Origin of the sequence: Streptomyces sp. NPDC087422, assembly GCF_044744145.1 — a bacterium.
Classification (GTDB): Bacteria; Actinomycetota; Actinomycetes; order Streptomycetales; family Streptomycetaceae; genus Actinacidiphila.
In genome coordinates, this window is record NZ_JBIUXT010000010.1 from 65,281 (window position 1) to 81,784 (window position 16,504).

A 16,504-nucleotide genomic window follows, 5' to 3' on the forward strand; every position below is an offset into this window, starting at 1 on the left:
AGTTTTCCTGACGCCCAGCGTCAATTACCGTCACGCCAACGGTACAGCGGGGGCCCGCGGCCGACGGCTTTAATGACAACGACTTCACGCCGAACCCCCGGAGAGACCACTCATGTCCGAGCCCGTGACCGCACCCGCCCCGACGACCGCCGAGCGCGTCCATCCGCTGGAGTTCGGCATCGCGCTGAACCCGGAGGCCGCCCGGATCGACGAGCTGATCCGGCTCGCCGAACTCGCCGACCGCCGCGGCTTCGAATTACTCGGCCTCATGGACCACCCCTACATGGGCGCCGCCCTGGAGGCGTGGACGCTGCTGTCCGTGCTCGCCGCCCGCACCGAGCGCATCCGGCTCTTCCCCGACGTGGCGAATCTCCCGCTGCGCCCGCCGGCCATGCTCGCCAAGGCCGCCGCCTCGCTCGACCTGATCAGCGGCGGCCGGGTGGAACTCGGCCTCGGCGCCGGAGCCGCGGCCGACCACGGCGGAGGCGGCATGGGCGGCCCGCGCCGCTCGCCCAAGGTCGCCATCGACGCCCTGGAGGAGGCCGTCGCGGTCATCCGCCGGGTGTGGGCGGCCGGGGACACCCCCGCCGCGTACGAGGGCGAGCACTACCGGCTGGAGGGCGTCGTCCCCGGACCCGCGCCCGCGCACCCGATCGGCATCTGGCTCGGCGCGTACCGGCCCCGGATGCTGGAGGTCACCGCGCGCCTCGGCGACGGCTGGCTGCCGAGCTTCCCCTACCTCGACCCGGCCGCGGTCATCGCGCTCAACCACCGCATGGACGAGGCCGCTTCGGCCGCGGGCCGCGCCCCGTCCGACGTCCGGCGGCTCTACAACATCATCGGCCGGATCGACGGAAACGGCGGCGCGCCCTTCAACGAGGGCAGCGCCGCGTGGACGGAACGGCTCACCGAACTGGTCCTCGACGGCGGCGTCAGCGCCTTCGTCCTGACCCCGATGGCCGACCACGCCCGGCAGATCGAGACCTTCCACGCCGAGGTCGTCCCGGCGGTCCGCGAAGCGGTGAGCAAGGAAGGCGCGAACCGATGAGCACGCCCCAGACCCCGGGTACGGGCGGCGGCGGCGGTACGGCCACCACGCCCGCGGGCCGCGCCATGGTCAGTACGCTGCTCGGCGCGCACGCCGCCCTGCGCCGCGACCTGGACTCGCTCGGCCAGGCCCTGCGGCTGCTCGCCGCGAAGGATCCGGCCGCGCTCGGCGAAGTCCACGCCCGGATGGACGACTTGACGCTGCGTCAGGCCGCCTGGCAGCTCAAGTCGTTCTGCGACATGTACTGCCAGACGGTGCACGCGCACCACTCCATCGAGGACTTCCGGATCTTCCCCGCCGTGCTGCGCATCGCCCCCGAGCTGCGCCCGGTGGTCGACAGGCTCACCGCGGACCACCTGGCGCTCGGCTCGCTGCTCGACGCGATGATCACGTCGGTCGGCGCGCTGCCCGACGCCGACTGGGCCACCGCGCAGGACGCCGTGCAGGCGCTCGCCGACCACCTCGCGGCCCACCTGGACCTCGAGGAAGCGCACATCATCCCCCAGCTCGGCCGGCTGTCGAGCTGGATCTGACGGCCGTACGCGTCCCCGTAAGCCTTCCCCTCACCCCGGAGCCCCGATGTTCGCCGTCACCGTCGTGCTGTCCCTCGTCCTGGCGCTGGTCTTCGCCGCGCTCGGCACCTTCAAGGTGATCAACCACCCGAAGGCCGCCGAGACCGCGGAGCACCTGGGCCTGTCCCTGTCCCTCTCCCGCGCCATCGGCCTGCTCGAAATCGCCGCCTGCGGTGGCCTGTTGATCGGTCTGGCCTGGGCCCCGCTCGGCGTCGCCGCCGCGGCCGGCGCCGTCCTGCTGCTGATCGGCGCCACCGGCACCCACCTCAAGGTCCACGACCCGGCACAGGTCGCCGCCTTCCCCGCCTTCCTCGCGGTGCTGTCGGTGATCACCCTGATCCTCCGCCTCAAGACGGCGTGACCCGAGACGGCGTGACCGAACACGGCGTGACCCGAGACGGCGTGACCGAACACGGCGTGACCGAACACGGCGTGATCAAGACGCTGAAGACGGCCTGATTACGGTGCCGCCGCCCCCGCGGGGTACGGTCGCCGCGACGGTACGGCGTCCGCCTCCGCGGGCGCAGCCGTAGTGGCGCAGGAGGTGTCATATGGGTCTACGTCCGCGTACCGCGCATGAACTGAGCCTTGAGCCCCATCCCGGAGGCGGCTGGTACGGCCGGGTCTACACCTCACCGGTCGAGGTGCCCGTGCCGGGTCTCGACGGTGTCCGGCCGACCGCCGTACTGATCCACTACCTGCTCAGCCCGGGGGAGCGGTCGTCCTGGCACCGGGTGAGCTCGGACGAGCTGTGGCTGTGGCGGCGCGGCGGCCAGCTCCGGCTGCGCCAGGGCGGCACCGGCGGGGCCCCGGTGGAGAACGGCTCGGCGGAGGCTTCAACGACCTTGCTGGGACCGGGACATGACTATCCCGTCACCCATCTCCAGATGCTCGTCCCCGCGGGCACCTGGCAGTGCGCCGAGCCCGCGCAGAAGCACGAGGTTCTCGTGAGCTGTCTGGTGACGCCCGGCTCGGGCCTGGCCGACATCGAGCTGTACGAGGAGTCGGCGGCGCGCGCGGGAAATTGAGCGCTTGAGGGTGCGATATCCCGTATTGCGGGGGGTATTTGGCGCATGCAAGCCGTTGCGGTGATCCGCCAGTCACCAGTTGGCCGGAAACGCGCAATCCGGGCGGCCCGGAGAAGGCGCGCGGTGGCGCGGAGTCGGGCGCGAGTGTGCGGCGTAGGTCCGCGAAGGCGGGGAAGAACGAGGAAGACGCGAGAGGAAGGGGCGGCCGGTCAGGGCCAGACGAGACAGTAGAGCTGGTGACCGGACTCCTCGCAGCGGCGGGCGAAATCCTGCCATTCATGGAGCATCTGGTAGATCACGAACGCGTCTCTCGGACCGCGTCGGTCCGGCACGGTGGACCATATGAAGGCGGCGGCGCCCAGCGATTCCTCGTTGGCGGTGCGCAGCGGCTCGACGACCGAGTGCGGCAGCCGTACCACCGCGTAGTCCGGGTGCAGCACCACCAGTTCGAGCGGCGGGACCTTGGCGGGGGGTATGCCCTCGATGCCGGTGAGGACCATCGCGGCCATCGTCTCCGGCTTGACCTTGGTGTACATGCCGTGGCCGAGTTCGTCGCCGCCGAGTTCCTCGGGGCGCATGGAGATCGGGACGCGTGCGGCGGTGGCGCCGTCGGGCGCACCGAAATACTTGTAGGTCACCCCCACTCGGCCACCCCTGCTCCTGCCCTCGCTCGCGGTTGAACGGTTTTCCGGTACACGGTCGGCGGGGTTCGCGGGACGGCGTCGCCTGCCGGTGGGACGGGCGCGTTCGGGCTCGTGCTCGCCCGGTCCTTCACCCGGTCCGCCACCGCGCTGCTGCATTCCACTACCCGACCATCCGCAGACCCAACCACGCAACCCGATCATCGTCTCAGATGCAGGGTTGAGACGTTGCCGCGCAACGCCAGGCATTTGAGAGCATGTGCGTGTGAGCTATCCGTACGAAGCACCAGTGTCCCAGGAACTCTTCGACCGCGCGGCGGCCGTGACACCAGGCGGTGTGAACTCCCCGGTGCGGGCGTTCCGCGCCGTGGGCGGCACGCCCCGGTTCATGGTGTCCGGCACGGGCCCCTATCTCACCGACGCCGACGGCCGCGAGTACGTCGACCTCGTCTGCTCGTGGGGACCGATGATTCTCGGCCACGCGCACCCCGAGGTGATCGCCGCCGTCCAGGCCGCGGTCACGCGCGGTACGTCCTTCGGCACACCCGGTGAGGGCGAGGTCGCGCTCGGCGAGGAGATGGTCGCGCGGGTCGAACCGCTGGAGCAGGTACGGCTGGTGTCGTCCGGCACCGAGGCCACGATGTCGGCGATCCGGCTCGCGCGCGGCTTCACCGGCCGGGCGAAGATCGTCAAATTCGCGGGCTGCTACCACGGCCATGTGGACGCGCTGCTGGCAGCCGCGGGATCGGGCGTGGCCACCTTCGGCCTGCCCGACACCCCCGGGGTGACCGGCGCGCAGGCCGGGGACACCATCGTGCTGCCGTACAACGACCTGGACGCCGTACGCGCCGCCTTCGCCGCGCACCCCGGCGAGATCGCCTGCGTGATCACCGAGGCGTCGCCCGGCAACATGGGCGTCGTCCCGCCGCTGCCCGGCTTCAACGCCGGACTCAAGCAGCTCTGCGCCGACGACGGCGCGCTCTACATCTCCGACGAGGTGATGACCGGCTTCCGCGTCAGCCGCTCCGGCTGGTACGGGCTCGACGGGGTGCGCCCCGACCTGATGACCTTCGGCAAGGTCATGGGCGGCGGTTTCCCCGCCGCGGCCTTCGGCGGCCGGGCCGACGTGATGAGCCGCCTCGCGCCCGCGGGCCCCGTCTACCAGGCGGGCACGCTCTCCGGGAACCCGGTCGCGACCGCCGCGGGCCTCGCGCAGCTCAGGCTGCTCGACGAGGCCGCGTACGCGCGCGTCGACGCGGTGTCGGTCGAGATCCGGGAGCTGGTCAGTGCCGCGCTGAGCAAGGAGGGGGTCGCGCACCGCGTGCAGACCGCGGGCAGCATGTTCTCCGTCTTCTTCACGGACGACGAGGTCCGTGACTTCGAGGACGCGAAGAAGCAGGAGGCATTCCGCTTCACCGGCTTCTTCCACTCGATGCTGGCGCAGGGCGTCTATCTGCCGCCCTCCGCCTTCGAGTCCTGGTTCGTGTCGACCACCCACGACGAGCGGGCCGTGGAGCGGATCGCCGCCGCGCTGCCCGCCGCCGCACGCGCCGCCGCGGAGGCCCACGCATGAGCGAGATGACCGTTGTCCACGTGATGCGGCACGGCGAGGTGCACAACCCCGACGGCATCCTGTACGGGCGCGCCCCCGGCTTCCACCTGTCCGAGCTGGGCCGCAAGATGGCCGACCGGGTCGCCGAGCACCTGGCCTCGCGCGACATCACCTACGTCGTGGCCTCCCCGCTGGAGCGCGCCCAGGAGACCGCCGCGCCCATCGCCGCCGCCCACGAGCTGGAGGTCGGCACCGACGAGCGGCTGATCGAGGCGGCGAACGTCTTCGCGGGGAAGACCTTCGGCGTCGGCGACGGGGCGCTGCGCAAGCCCGCGAACTGGAAGTACCTCACCAATCCCTTCCGGCCGAGCTGGGGCGAGCCGTACGTCGACCAGGTCGTCCGGATGACGGCCGCGCTGGCCGCCGCCCGCGACGCCGCCCGTGGGCACGAGGCCGTCTGCGTCTCCCACCAGCTCCCCATCTGGATCGCCCGCAGCTACGCCGAGCGGCGCCGCCTGTGGCACGACCCGCGCCGCCGTCAGTGCACGCTGGCGTCCCTGACCTCCTTCACCTACGACGGCGACCGCATCGTCTCCGTCGGCTACAGCGAGCCCGCGCGGGACCTGGTCCCCGCCCGGCTTCTCTAGGACTCGCCGCCCCGCGCCCCGGCCGGGGCGGACCCGTCCACTGGGCGAGTGAAGAACCGGAGCCACCCGAGGGAACCTCGGCAAGTTTTGCCGCATGCCGCGTAACCGCGAGGAACTTGTGAACGTCATGGTGGGTGACCACTTTTCTGCCCACTCGGCCGTCAGGCCGGAGAAGCCGAGAGACGGGACCGTTCCACGATGTGCGCCATGAGCCGCAGGACCCTGTTGACCACTAGCGCTGGGGCGGCGGCGGCCGGGCTCGGCGTCGCCGGCTGCGGCACGGGGAAGGGGGTGAGCGGCGGCGGAGCGACGCCGGTGGCGAGCAAGACCGGCGAGAAGTCGGGGGCGAGCGGCCGCCAGGCCCCGAAGAAGACCGTGACCCTCATCGGCGACGGATCGACGGCGTACACCGGGACGCAGCCCAACCAGCCCAGGCCCGAGCGGCTGGAGCCCGGCCAGGCGCCGCCGCAGTTCGTGATCTTCTCCTGGGACGGCGCGGGCGAGGTCGGCAACGGCCTCTTCCCCCGCTTCCGCAAGCTCGCCGAGAACCACGGCGCGTCCATGACCTTCTTCCTGTCCGGGCTCTACCTGCTGCCGGAGGGCAAGAAGCTCCAGTACGCGCCGCCGAACAACCGGCAGGGCGCCTCGGACATCGGCTACCTCACCGACCAGCACGTCCGGATGACGCTGGACAACATCCGGCAGGCGTGGCTGGACGGCCACGAGATCGGCACGCACTTCAACGGTCACTTCTGCGGCGGCAGCGGCACCGTCGGCCGCTGGACGTCGACCGACTGGAAGAGCGAGATCGACCAGGCCAAGTCGTTCGTGAAGAGCTGGAAGACCAGCACGGGCTGGCACGACCAGGACCCGCTGCCCTTCGACTACGAGAAGGAGCTGGTCGGCGGCCGGACCCCGTGCCTGCTCGGCCAGGACAATCTGCTGCCGACCGCGAAGGCGCTCGGCTGGCGGTACGACGCCAGCTCGCCGGGCGGCAACCAGGTGTGGCCCTCCAAGCGCGGCGGCCTGTGGGACCTGCCGCTCCAGCTCATCCCCTTCCCCGGACACTCCTTCGAGGTGCTGTCCATGGACTACAACATGCTCGCCAACCAGTCGCACGCGGCCACCAAGTCCGACCCGGCCAACTACCCGGGCTGGCGCCGGCAGGCCACCGCCTCGTACATCGCGGGCTTCGAGCGGGCGTACTCGACCAACCGCGCGCCGTTCTACATCGGCAACCACTTCGAGCAGTGGAACGGCGGGATCTACATGGACGCCGTTGAAGAAGCGTTCAAGCACGTCGCCGCGGCCCGCGACAAGGCGAACAACGGCGACATCCGCATGGTGTCCTTCCGGCAGTACGTGGACTGGCTGGACGCGCAGGACCCGGCCGTCCTGGACAAGCTCAGGACGCTGGAGGTCGGGCAGTCGCCCGCCGGCGGCTGGCGGGAATTCCTCGCCGCCCCCGCCGTGAGCAGCGGCGGGACCAGCAGCTCGGGCAAGGCGCCGGTCGGCGCCGGAACCGCGACTACCTGATCCTTACTTGGGGCAATTGCCGTTTTTGGGGTTGGCGTCGGGGGCGTGGAAGATCGCGCGAAGGCCCATGCGAAACTTTTCACATGAGTCCTACGCGCGCCCTCCGACGCCGCTTTCCCCGCAGTGCCGCGGCACTCGTCGGGGCCGCCGCGCTCGCGATGACGACGGCCGCCTGCTCGTCGACCTCGACCTCGGGGACCGACAACACCAACTTCATGGGCGGCACCGGCGAGATCAACGTCCTCAAGGCCGCCGACCGCAAACCCGCCCCCGACATCTCGGGCAAGACGGTTACCGGCGGCACGGACAGCCTGGCCGCGTACAAGGGCAAGGTCGTCGTCGTCAACATCTGGGGCTCGTGGTGCGCGCCCTGCCGCGCGGAGGCGCCGAACCTCGCCGAGGTCGCCAACGCCGACAAGGACAAGGGCGTGCAGTTCCTCGGCATCAACACCCGGGACCTGGACGTCTCCAACGCCGAACGCTTCGACAAGCGCTTCGAGATCCCGTACCCCAGCCTGTACGACCCCTACGGCTCGCTGATCCTGCGCTTCCCCAAGGGCAGCCTCAACCCGCAGAGCCTGCCCGCCACCCTCGTCATCGACCGGCAGGGCAAGCTCGCCGTCCGCGCGCTGAAGCCGCTCAGCGTCGAGGACCTGCACCGGATCATCGACCCGCTCATCGCGGAGAAGTGACGTGCAGGCAAGCGCCGCCGCCGCGGTCGTCACCCTGAGCGCCGCGACCGACCCCAACCAGACGGTGCTCACCGGGGCGCTGCTGGCCGCCATCCCGATCGCCATGTTCGCCGGGCTGATCTCCTTCTTCTCGCCCTGCGTCCTGCCGCTGGTCCCCGGCTATCTGTCGTACGTGACCGGCGTCACCGGCACCGACCTCGCCGAGGCCAAGCGGGGCCGGATGCTGCTGGGCTCGTCGCTGTTCGTGCTCGGCTTCAGCGCCCTGTTCGTCTCCGGCGGCGCCCTGTTCGGCAACTTCGGCGCGCAACTGCTCGTGCACCGGCAGATCCTCTCCAAGATCTTCGGCGGCCTCACCATCGTCCTCGGCCTGGCCTTCATGGGCATCGTCGGCGGCCTGACCCAGCGCGAATTCCGCTTCCACTACCGGCCCGCGCTGGGCCTGGCCGGGGCGCCGGTGCTCGGTCTGCTCTTCGGCCTCGGCTGGGCGCCCTGCGTCGGCCCCACCCTCGGCGCCGTCAACGCGCTGGCCTTCAACGACGCCAGCGCGGGCCGCGGGGCGCTGCTGATGGCGTTCTACTGCGCGGGCCTCGGTGTGCCGTTCATCGTGGCCGCCATAGCTTTCCGTCGTACGCTCGGCGCGTTCGCGTGGGTCAAACGCCACTACGTGTGGGTGATGCGCGCCGGCGGCGCGATGCTCGTCGCGGTCGGCGTCCTCCTCGTCACCGGCGTCTGGGACCACATCACCTACCAGATGCAGATCTGGTCGAGCAGCTTCACCCCAGGGGTCTGACCCATGAGCGTCACGGAGAAAACCGAGCGCGAGCCGCGCGAGGGCAACGACAAGGGCACGGGCGGCGAAGCGCCCCAGGAGCGCGACGGGCTGGGCGCCGCGGGCGCGCAGCTCAGCACCCAGCCCGTCGACACCCTGCGCAGCGCGCCCGCGATCGGCACCCTCGCCCTGCTGCGCTGGATGTGGCGGCAGCTCACCTCGATGCGGATCGCCCTGGTCTTGCTCTTCCTGCTGTCGCTGGCCGCCATCCCCGGCTCGCTGATCCCGCAGCACTCCGACGCGCTCAAGGTCGAGGCGTTCAAGAAGACCCACCCCGGCATCAGCCCGCTGTACGACCGGCTCGGGATGTTCCACGTCTACAGCTCGCCGTGGTTCGCGGCGATCTACATCCTGCTGTTCGTCTCCCTCGCGGGCTGCATCGTCCCGCGCACCTGGCAGTTCGTCGGCCAGCTCCGGGCCAGGCCGCCGGCCGCGCCGCGCCACCTCACGCGGCTGCCCGCGTACTCGACCTGGCGCACCGACGCCGAGCCCGAGCAGGTGCTGCACGCCGCGCACAAGGCGCTGCGCGGACGCCGGTTCCGTACCGCGCTGAGCGACGGCACCGGCAAGGACGGCAAGGGCGGCGGCGGTTCGGTCGCCGCGGAGAAGGGCTACCTGCGCGAGACCGGCAATCTGCTCTTCCACATCGCGCTCTTCGGCCTGCTGATCTCCTTCGCCGTCACCTCGCTGAACAAGGCCGAGGGCGGCAAGCTGATCGTCGAGGGCGACGGCTTCACCAACAACCTCACGCAGTACGACGACTTCTCGCCGTCCACCCTCTACACCGCGGACGACCTCAAGCCGTTCGGCTTCAAGCTCGACAGCTTCGACTCCGCGTACGAGACCAGCGGGCCCGACATCGGCAGCCCGCGGGTGTTCAAGGCCAACATCCACTACTGGGACGGCGCCGACGGCAAGCCCGTCAAGGGCACGATCGACACCAACCACCCGCTGAGCATCGGCGGCGAGAAGGTCTATCTGATCGGCCACGGCTACGCGCCGATCGTCACCGTCAAGGACGCCAAGGGCAATGTGGCCTTCCGGGGCCCGGTGCCGTTCCTGCCGCAGGACAGCAACATCACGTCCACCGGCACGATCAAGGTGCCCGACGCGGTCGGCAAGGACGGCAAGCCGCAGCAGCTCGCCTTCACCGGCTACTTCACCCCGACCGGTGACGCGGGCCAGGGCCCGCGCTCGTTCTTCCCCGGCCTGGAGAGCCCGCTGCTGTTCCTCAACGCCTACCACGGCGACCTCGGCATCGACGGGGGCGTCTCCAAGAACGTCTACCAGCTCGACACGACGAAGATGAAGCAGTTCAAGCTGGAGACCTCGACGCCCGGCATCAACGCCGTCGCGCTCAAGCCCGGCGAGGCCATCACCCTGCCGGACGGTGCGGGCAGCCTCACCTTCACCGGGGTCAAGACCTGGGCCAGTTTCCAGGTCTCCCACCAGTCGGGCAACGAGACCGCGCTGATCAGCGGTGTCGCCGCGATCCTCGGCCTGATGGGCTCGCTGTTCATCCAGCGCCGCAGGATCTGGGTGCGCGCCGTGCCCGGCCCCGACGGCACCACCGTGGTCGAGATGGGCGGCCTCGGCCGCAGCGAGTCGGTGCGGATCGCCGAGGAGATCGGCGACATCGCGCTCCAGCTCCAGCCGGAGGCCCCGGCCCTCCCGGACGAGGACGAGGACGAGGACCCGGTCGGGAGTTCCGCCGGGAACGCCGAGACGGCCAGGAAGGCCGATAACGCCGATAACGCCGATAACGCAGCGAACGCTGAGAACACGGTCGAGAGCCCCGGCGAGGGCACCGGCCAACCGGACAATCCGGTCCCCGTAGAGTCAACCCCCCGGACAGACGACGAAGGAGCCCGCGCGTGAATATCGCGTCCGCGGTCAACGAGAACTTCGCGAACTACAGCAACTACCTGATCCGCTCGGCGATGTTCGTGTACGCGCTGGCCTTCCTCGCGCACCTCGCGGAGTGGGTCTTCGGCAGCCGCAGCAAGGTCGCGGTGCAGTCCGCGGCCCTCGCCGCGGAGACGCGCGAGGCCGAGGCGGCCAAGGCGGCGGCCCCCGCGGTCACCGTCAAGGTCGCCCAGCGCGGCGGCGCCACCACCACCCTGGAGCGCCCGCGCCCGAGCATCGTCCCCAAGGTCATCACCCGCGCCTCCGCCAGCGACCGCGGCATCGCCGACGGCCCCGGCGCCGCGGGCGACGACGAGAAGGGCGACCTCTACGGGCGGATCGCGGTGGCCTTCACCGCCCTCGCCTGGCTGCTGCACTTCGGCGGCGTCCTCTTCCGCGCCATCTCCGTACAGCGCCCCCCGTGGGGCAACATGTACGAGTTCTCCACCACCTTCGGCATGGTCGCCGTCGGCGCGTACCTGCTGCTGCTCGTGCTGAAGAAGAACGTCCGCTGGATCGGTCTGTTCCTCACCACGACGGTCCTGCTCGACCTGGGCCTGGCCCTGTCGGTGCTCTACACCTCCAGCGACCAGCTGGTGCCCGCGCTGCACTCGTACTGGCTGTGGATCCACGTGTCGTGCGCGATCATCTCCGGCGCGATCTTCTACCTCGCCGCGGTCGGCACGCTGCTCTACCTGTTCCGCGACCGCTACGAGACGGCGCTGGCCGCCAACCGCACGCAGAACAGCCGCTGGGCCGACGTCATGTCCCGGCTGCCCGCGGCGGCGAGCCTCGACAAGTTCGCGTACCGCATGAACGCGCTGGTCTTCCCGCTGTGGACGTTCACCATCATCGCGGGCGCGATCTGGGCGCAGGCCGCCTGGGGCCGCTACTGGGGCTGGGACCCGAAGGAGACCTGGGCGTTCATCACCTGGGTCGCGTACGCCTGCTACCTGCACGCGCGCGCCACCGCCGGGTGGAAGGGCCGCAAGGCCGCGTATCTGGCGCTGATCGCCTTCGCGTGCTTCCTGTTCAACTACTACGGCGTGAACATCTTCGTCACCGGCAAGCACTCGTACGCCGGGGTCTGATTCCCCGGGGCCGGATTCCTCACCGGTCGCCCGCGGGGTCCTCCTGGTCGCCCTCGGACGGGGCCGCGCCGCCGTCCTTGCCTTCCCTGTTCTGCTTGTTCAGTTCGCTGAGCGAGCGCAGGAACTCCGGATTGTCGTCCGGGGCGACCCACACCTGGCGGGTACGCGGCCGCGGCTCGTCGACCTCGCGCGGGTCCTCGTGCCGCCCGCGGGTCCCTTCGTGGTCCCGGTGCCACTCCGAGGGCGTGGCGCCCTCGGAGGTGCGCACCCGGACCGGGCCGCGCCGCCGGCCGATCAGCAGCCAGGCCACCGGTCCGATCAGCACCTCGCCGAAGAACAGGATGATCAGCACCCACACCAGCTTCGGCAGCCCGCGCACCTCCCGCTCGGGAGTGCCGAGGCAGTCCACGAAGGCGTAGATCCACAGCGCGATCACCATCAGGTACGGCAGGTACTTCAGCACAGAGGCCCCCCACGGAACATTGCTCAGGACGCCCAGCCTAACGAGGCGGCGCGTCCGACGCCGGAGCGGGATGGAAGACTGGGGCCCATGGCTTACGACGATCTCCGCTCGTTCCTGCGGGCCCTGGAGAAGGACGGCGACCTCCGGCGGATCAAGGCCGAGGTCGACCCGTATCTGGAGGTCGGCGAGATCACCGACCGGGTCAACAAGGCGGGCGGCCCCGCGCTGCTCTTCGAGAACGTCCGCGGCTCGGTCGCCCCGCTGGCGATGAACGTGTACGGCACCGACCGGCGGCTGCTGAAGGCGCTCGGCCTGAGCGCGTACTCCGACATCAGCGACAAGATCGCCGGGCTGCTCAAGCCGGAACTGCCGCAGGGCTTCGTCGGGATGCGGGAGGCGTTCGGCAAGCTCGCCGGGATGACGCACGTGCCGCCGAAGAAGATCAAGGACGGGCCCGTACAGGAAGTCGTCCTCACCGGCGACGACGTCGACCTCGACGCGCTGCCCGCCCTGTTCACCTGGCCGCAGGACGGCGGCTCCTTCTTCAACCTCGGCCTGACGCACACCAAGGACCCCGAGTCCGGGGTCCGCAACCTCGGCCTCTACCGGCTCCAGCGGCACGACCGGCGCACCATCGGCATGCACTGGCAGATCCACAAGGACAGCCGCAACCACTACCAGGTCGCCCAGCGCCGCGGCGAACGCCTCCCCGTCGCCATCGCCTTCGGCTGCCCGCCCGCCGTCACGTACGCCTCCACCGCGCCGCTCCCCGGCGACATCGACGAGTACCTGTTCGCGGGCTTCGTGCAGAACAAGCGGGTGGAGATGGTCGACTGCAAGACGGTGCCGCTCCAGGTGCCCGCGCACGCCGAGGTCGTGCTGGAGGGCTGGCTGGAGCCGGGGAAGACGCTGCCGGAGGGGCCGTTCGGCGACCACACCGGCTTCTACACCCCGCAGGAACCGTTCCCCGCGCTGACCGTCGACTGCGTCACGATGCGCAAGCGCCCGCTGTTCCAGTCCATCGTCGTCGGCCGCCCGCCGACCGAGGACGGACCGCTGGGCCGCGCCACCGAGCGGTTCTTCCTGCCGCTGCTGAAGGTCATCATTCCGGACATCGTGGACTACCACCTGCCGGAGGCGGGCGGCTTCCACAACTGCGCGATCGTCTCGATCGACAAGAAGTACCCGAAGCACGCGCAGAAGACGATGCACGCCGTGTGGGGCGCGCACATGATGTCCCTCACCAAGCTCGTGATCGTCGTGGACGCCGACTGTGACGTCCACGACCTGCACGAAGTCGCCTGGCGGGCGCTCGGCAACACCGACTACGCCCGTGACCTCACCGTCGTCGAGGGCCCGGTCGACCACCTCGACCACTCCTCGTACCAGCAGTTCTGGGGCGGCAAGGCGGGCATCGACGCGACCCGTAAGCTGCCGGAGGAGGGCTACACCCGCGACGGCGGCTGGCCGGAAATGGTGCTCTCCGACCCGGAGACCGCGGAACGGGTGACCAAGCGTTGGAAGGAGTACGGGCTGTGAGCGGCGAGGCGATCCTGGACGGAGGCAGCGCGAAGGCCGGGCCTCCCCGCGCGAGCGGCGGCGAACCGGTGCGGGCGTTCCTGCGGCTGGTGATGATCGAGCACTCGGTCTTCGCGCTGCCCTTCGCCTACACCGCGGCGCTGACCGCGATGTTCCTCGACGACGGCTCGGTGCACTGGCTGGAGCTGCTGCTGGTCACCGTCGCGATGGTGGGCCTGCGGACCTTCGCCATGGCGTGCAACCGGATCATCGACCGCGAGATCGACGCACGTAATCCGCGGACCGCCGGGCGCGAACTGGTCACCGGCGCGGTCTCCGTACGGTCCGCGTGGACCGGCGCGCTGATCGCCGTCGCGGTCTTCCTCGGCGCCGCCGCGCTGCTCAACCCGCTGTGCCTGGCGCTCGCGCCGATCGCGGTGGTGCCGATGGTGGTCTACCCGTACGGGAAACGGTTCACCAACTTCCCGCACGCCATCCTGGGCGTCGCGCAGGCGATGGGCCCGATCGGCGCCTGGCTCGCGGTGACCGGCGCCTGGTCGTGGGACGCGGTGATCCTGGGGCTCGCGGTGGGCGTCTGGATCGGCGGCTTCGACCTGATCTTCGGCTGCCAGGACGTGGCGGCCGACCGCGCCGAGGGCGTGAAGTCCGTCCCCGCCCGCTTCGGCATCCCGGCCGCGCTGTACGGCGCGCGCGTCTGCCACGCCGTGACCACGGGCCTGCTGGTCTGGTACGGACTCGCCACCCACGCGGGCGTCTTCTGGTGGATCGGCCTGGCGGTCGTCGGCGCGGCGTTCCTCTACGAGCACTCGATCGTCCGGCCGCACGACCTGAGCCGCCTCAACCGGGCGTTCTTCCAGGTGAACGGTTTCATCGGGATCGCGCTCTTCGTGTGCGCGCTGCTCGACCTGAGCGTGCGCGGCCTCGGTCTGTAGAACCGCCGTCCTGGTGACCGGGCCGCGCACGTGAGGCGATGCGCGGGGCCGTAGGTCGTACCGCCCCGCGCGGGTGCTTACGACTCCAGGCCGGAGTCGTCCGCCGAGCTGTCGTCGTCGTGGCCGAAGGCGAACATGAACAGGCCCATCAGGTCCTGCGGGTTGAGGACCTTGGCGCCGGAGGGGGCGCCGACCGGGTCGGCGCCGCTGTTGACGTCGACCACCAGGGGCAGCTTGCCCTTGGCCTTGGTGTCGAACTGGGCCACGTCCAGGCTGATCCCGGCGAGCTTGCCGCCCTTGACGGCGACGTCCACGGCCACCGTCTTGTTCGGCACCTTCTCCAGGTCCGACGGCTTGAAGTCGGGGATCTGCTTGGTCAGCGAACCGAGGCTGCCTTCCAGCTCCTTGGCGACCTGCCGCGCGGGCACGGTGACCTCGACGTGGTCGGCGCCGTCGTGGTTGCCCAGCTCCTTGAACTTGGCGTTGTTCACCAGCGCCTTGCGCAGCGCGTCCACGACCTGCTGCTGCGTCTTGGCGTCCAGGCCCTTGCTGGTGTCGGGGAGCGCGCCGAGCGGCGAGTCGCCGTCCTTGGACATGGACTTGGCGAAGGACTCGAAGGACTTCAGGTCCAGGCTGATCCAGTCGCCCTTGAGGGCGGACTTCACCGAGGCGAGCGAGGCGGGCAGTTCGTCGGCCATGCCGAGGAATTCGTTGAGCTGCGCCGCGTCCTTGCTGGAGGAGCCGATCAGCGTCTCGAAGCCCTTGAGGTCCAGGCGCAGGTACACCTTGTCGTTCACGGCCCGGACGTCGACCAGGCTCTTCTTGCCGGAGCCGTCGGCGCCGAGCTGGAAGGCGAAGGAGCTCTTGTCGCCGTCCTTGAGGTCCTTGAACGCCTTGTCGGCGCTGAGGGCGACCGCCACCCGCAGGTCGGCCAGCGTCTTGGCCGTCTCCTTGGTGAAGTCCTCCTCACCCTGGAGCGCGGTGTAGATCTGGTCCGCCGAGGCGTCGAAGCGCACCCCGAGGGTCAGCGACTTCTCGCCGTTGAGCTTCTCGAAAGCGTTCTTGACCTTCGTGTCCGGGCTGGAGGCCGCGGCCGTCCCGCAGGCTGCGGAACCGGCGGCGATCATGGCCACGACTCCGGCGGCGGCAAGGCCCTTGCGCATGGTGATGATGACGGACTCCTTGGACGTGACGGAAGAAAGTATGACTAGAAGGATAACTGTGCGGAGGCTGTGACTCGCGGGAGTTTCCGCCCGGCACGGGGCTGTTGGCGGGGGATCGGCGCACTTCAGCGCGTGATCACGGTCACGGGGTCGCGGGTGTCGCGGTGACCCGGTGTAGCGGTGACCCGGTGACGCGGACTGACGGCGTGACACCGTCCCGTCCCGACGCGGCCGTCGTGCCGTGGCCGTCACGCCGTGACGGCCACCGTCCGTTCGCGGAACAGGAACGCGGCCACCACGCCGCCGATCAGCCCGAACAGGTGCCCCTGCCAGGAGACTCCGCTCGCGGTCGGCAGCACCCCCCACAGGATGGAGCCGTAGACCGCGCCGACGACGACGCCGACCACGATGTCCAGCGCCCTGCGGTCCACGAAGCCGCGCACCAGCAGATAGCTGAACAGCCCGAAGACCAGCCCGGAGGCGCCCGCGGTGTTGGTGTGGGCCGGGGCTATCAGCCACACGCCGAGGCCGCCGATCACGATGACGGTGAAGGCGACGGCCAGATAGCGGCCGATGCCGCGCAGCGCGGCGATGAAGCCCAGGACGAGCAGTGGCAGGCTGTTGGAGGCCACGTGCCCGAAGCCGAAGTGGATGAAGGCGGACGGGACGACGTCGATCAGCTCGGCCGGCTTGCGGGGCACGATGCCGAGCGAGTCGAGACGGTGCCCGGCGATCACGTCGACCGCCTCGATCACCCACAGCAGCCCGACCCAGCCCAGCATGAGGACGCCGGCGGCCGTCACCCGGCCGCCCGCGCGCAGCGGTGCGAGCAGCGAGTCGGCGCGCCCTCCCGTACCGGCTGATCG

The 16,504-nt window shown here is 70.5% G+C and carries 17 protein-coding genes; 13 read left to right on the plus strand and 4 right to left on the minus strand.

From position 1 onward, the window contains the following. Positions 1-112: 112 nt before the first annotated feature. From ACIO6U_RS27640 to ACIO6U_RS27655, 4 genes are all read left to right on the plus strand, one after another. Positions 113-1,048, plus strand: a complete 936-nt coding sequence (locus ACIO6U_RS27640) for an LLM class flavin-dependent oxidoreductase (protein WP_401723225.1) — start codon at positions 113-115, stop codon at positions 1,046-1,048. Next, a complete protein-coding gene (locus ACIO6U_RS27645; protein ID WP_391051965.1) occupies positions 1,045-1,581 on the plus strand; it encodes a hemerythrin domain-containing protein in 537 nt (178 codons plus the stop codon). Before ACIO6U_RS27640 ends, ACIO6U_RS27645 begins: the two co-directional genes overlap by 4 nt. A gap of 46 nt (positions 1,582-1,627) precedes the next feature. Further along, positions 1,628-1,981 (plus strand): DoxX family protein, encoded by a 354-nt coding sequence (locus tag ACIO6U_RS27650; protein ID WP_355340552.1) that lies wholly within the window; start codon positions 1,628-1,630, stop codon positions 1,979-1,981. A 190-nt stretch (positions 1,982-2,171) separates the two neighbouring features. Beyond that, positions 2,172-2,648, plus strand: coding sequence for a cupin domain-containing protein (locus ACIO6U_RS27655; protein WP_355340549.1), 477 nt, complete (start codon positions 2,172-2,174; stop codon positions 2,646-2,648). 209 nt (positions 2,649-2,857) lie between these two features. On the opposite strand, the gene ACIO6U_RS27660 is transcribed toward ACIO6U_RS27655, so the two are convergent. Next, the gene (locus ACIO6U_RS27660; protein WP_223186742.1) at positions 2,858-3,448 is read right to left on the minus strand and encodes a hypothetical protein; all 591 of its coding nucleotides are present in this window, start codon (positions 3,446-3,448) and stop codon (positions 2,858-2,860) included. Between the two features lie 106 nt (positions 3,449-3,554). Here ACIO6U_RS27660 and hemL point away from each other — a divergent pair, with 106 nt between their 5' ends. The 7 genes from hemL to ccsB all read left to right on the plus strand — a co-directional run bounded on the left by hemL (position 3,555) and on the right by ccsB (position 11,541). After that, complete coding sequence (gene hemL / locus ACIO6U_RS27665; protein WP_355340546.1) at positions 3,555-4,862, plus strand: glutamate-1-semialdehyde 2,1-aminomutase; 1,308 nt, start codon at positions 3,555-3,557, stop codon at positions 4,860-4,862. Then, positions 4,859-5,488 (plus strand): histidine phosphatase family protein, encoded by a 630-nt coding sequence (locus ACIO6U_RS27670; protein ID WP_355340543.1) that lies wholly within the window; start codon positions 4,859-4,861, stop codon positions 5,486-5,488. Before hemL ends, ACIO6U_RS27670 begins: the two co-directional genes overlap by 4 nt. 198 nt (positions 5,489-5,686) lie before the next feature. Continuing rightward, entirely contained in the window at positions 5,687-7,024 is a 1,338-nt protein-coding gene (locus tag ACIO6U_RS27675; RefSeq protein ID WP_355340540.1) for a hypothetical protein, read from the plus strand. Positions 7,025-7,107: 83 nt separating this feature from the next. Next, positions 7,108-7,716 carry a redoxin domain-containing protein gene (locus tag ACIO6U_RS27680; protein WP_391051954.1) on the plus strand — a complete coding sequence of 203 codons (609 nt, stop codon included), beginning with the start codon at positions 7,108-7,110 and terminating at the stop codon, positions 7,714-7,716. Position 7,717: 1 nt separating this feature from the next. Then, the gene (locus ACIO6U_RS27685; protein WP_355340534.1) at positions 7,718-8,506 is read left to right on the plus strand and encodes a cytochrome c biogenesis protein CcdA; all 789 of its coding nucleotides are present in this window, start codon (positions 7,718-7,720) and stop codon (positions 8,504-8,506) included. Positions 8,507-8,509: 3 nt separating this feature from the next. Then, positions 8,510-10,423, plus strand: a complete 1,914-nt coding sequence (locus ACIO6U_RS27690) for a cytochrome c biogenesis protein ResB (protein WP_401723232.1) — start codon at positions 8,510-8,512, stop codon at positions 10,421-10,423. Beyond that, on the plus strand, positions 10,420-11,541 hold the full coding sequence (gene ccsB / locus ACIO6U_RS27695) for a c-type cytochrome biogenesis protein CcsB (RefSeq protein ID WP_355340528.1): 1,122 nt from the start codon (positions 10,420-10,422) through the stop codon (positions 11,539-11,541). Before ACIO6U_RS27690 ends, ccsB begins: the two co-directional genes overlap by 4 nt. A gap of 19 nt (positions 11,542-11,560) precedes the next feature. On the opposite strand, the gene ACIO6U_RS27700 is transcribed toward ccsB, so the two are convergent. Next, a complete protein-coding gene (locus tag ACIO6U_RS27700; protein WP_355340526.1) occupies positions 11,561-12,004 on the minus strand; it encodes a PLD nuclease N-terminal domain-containing protein in 444 nt (147 codons plus the stop codon). Positions 12,005-12,091: 87 nt separating this feature from the next. Here ACIO6U_RS27700 and ACIO6U_RS27705 point away from each other — a divergent pair, with 87 nt between their 5' ends. Together ACIO6U_RS27705 and mqnP are read left to right on the plus strand one after the other, a co-directional pair. Further along, positions 12,092-13,543 (plus strand): menaquinone biosynthesis decarboxylase, encoded by a 1,452-nt coding sequence (locus ACIO6U_RS27705; protein WP_355340524.1) that lies wholly within the window; start codon positions 12,092-12,094, stop codon positions 13,541-13,543. Positions 13,544-13,557: 14 nt separating this feature from the next. Further along, on the plus strand, positions 13,558-14,475 hold the full coding sequence (mqnP, locus tag ACIO6U_RS27710) for a menaquinone biosynthesis prenyltransferase MqnP (RefSeq protein ID WP_355340734.1): 918 nt from the start codon (positions 13,558-13,560) through the stop codon (positions 14,473-14,475). Positions 14,476-14,552: 77 nt separating this feature from the next. On the opposite strand, the gene ACIO6U_RS27715 is transcribed toward mqnP, so the two are convergent. Beyond that, entirely contained in the window at positions 14,553-15,638 is a 1,086-nt protein-coding gene (locus ACIO6U_RS27715) for a hypothetical protein (RefSeq protein ID WP_401723237.1), read from the minus strand. A 248-nt stretch (positions 15,639-15,886) separates the two neighbouring features. Continuing rightward, positions 15,887-16,420 carry a rhomboid family intramembrane serine protease gene (locus ACIO6U_RS27720; RefSeq protein WP_355340731.1) on the minus strand — a complete coding sequence of 178 codons (534 nt, stop codon included), beginning with the start codon at positions 16,418-16,420 and terminating at the stop codon, positions 15,887-15,889. Positions 16,421-16,504 lie beyond the last annotated feature (84 nt).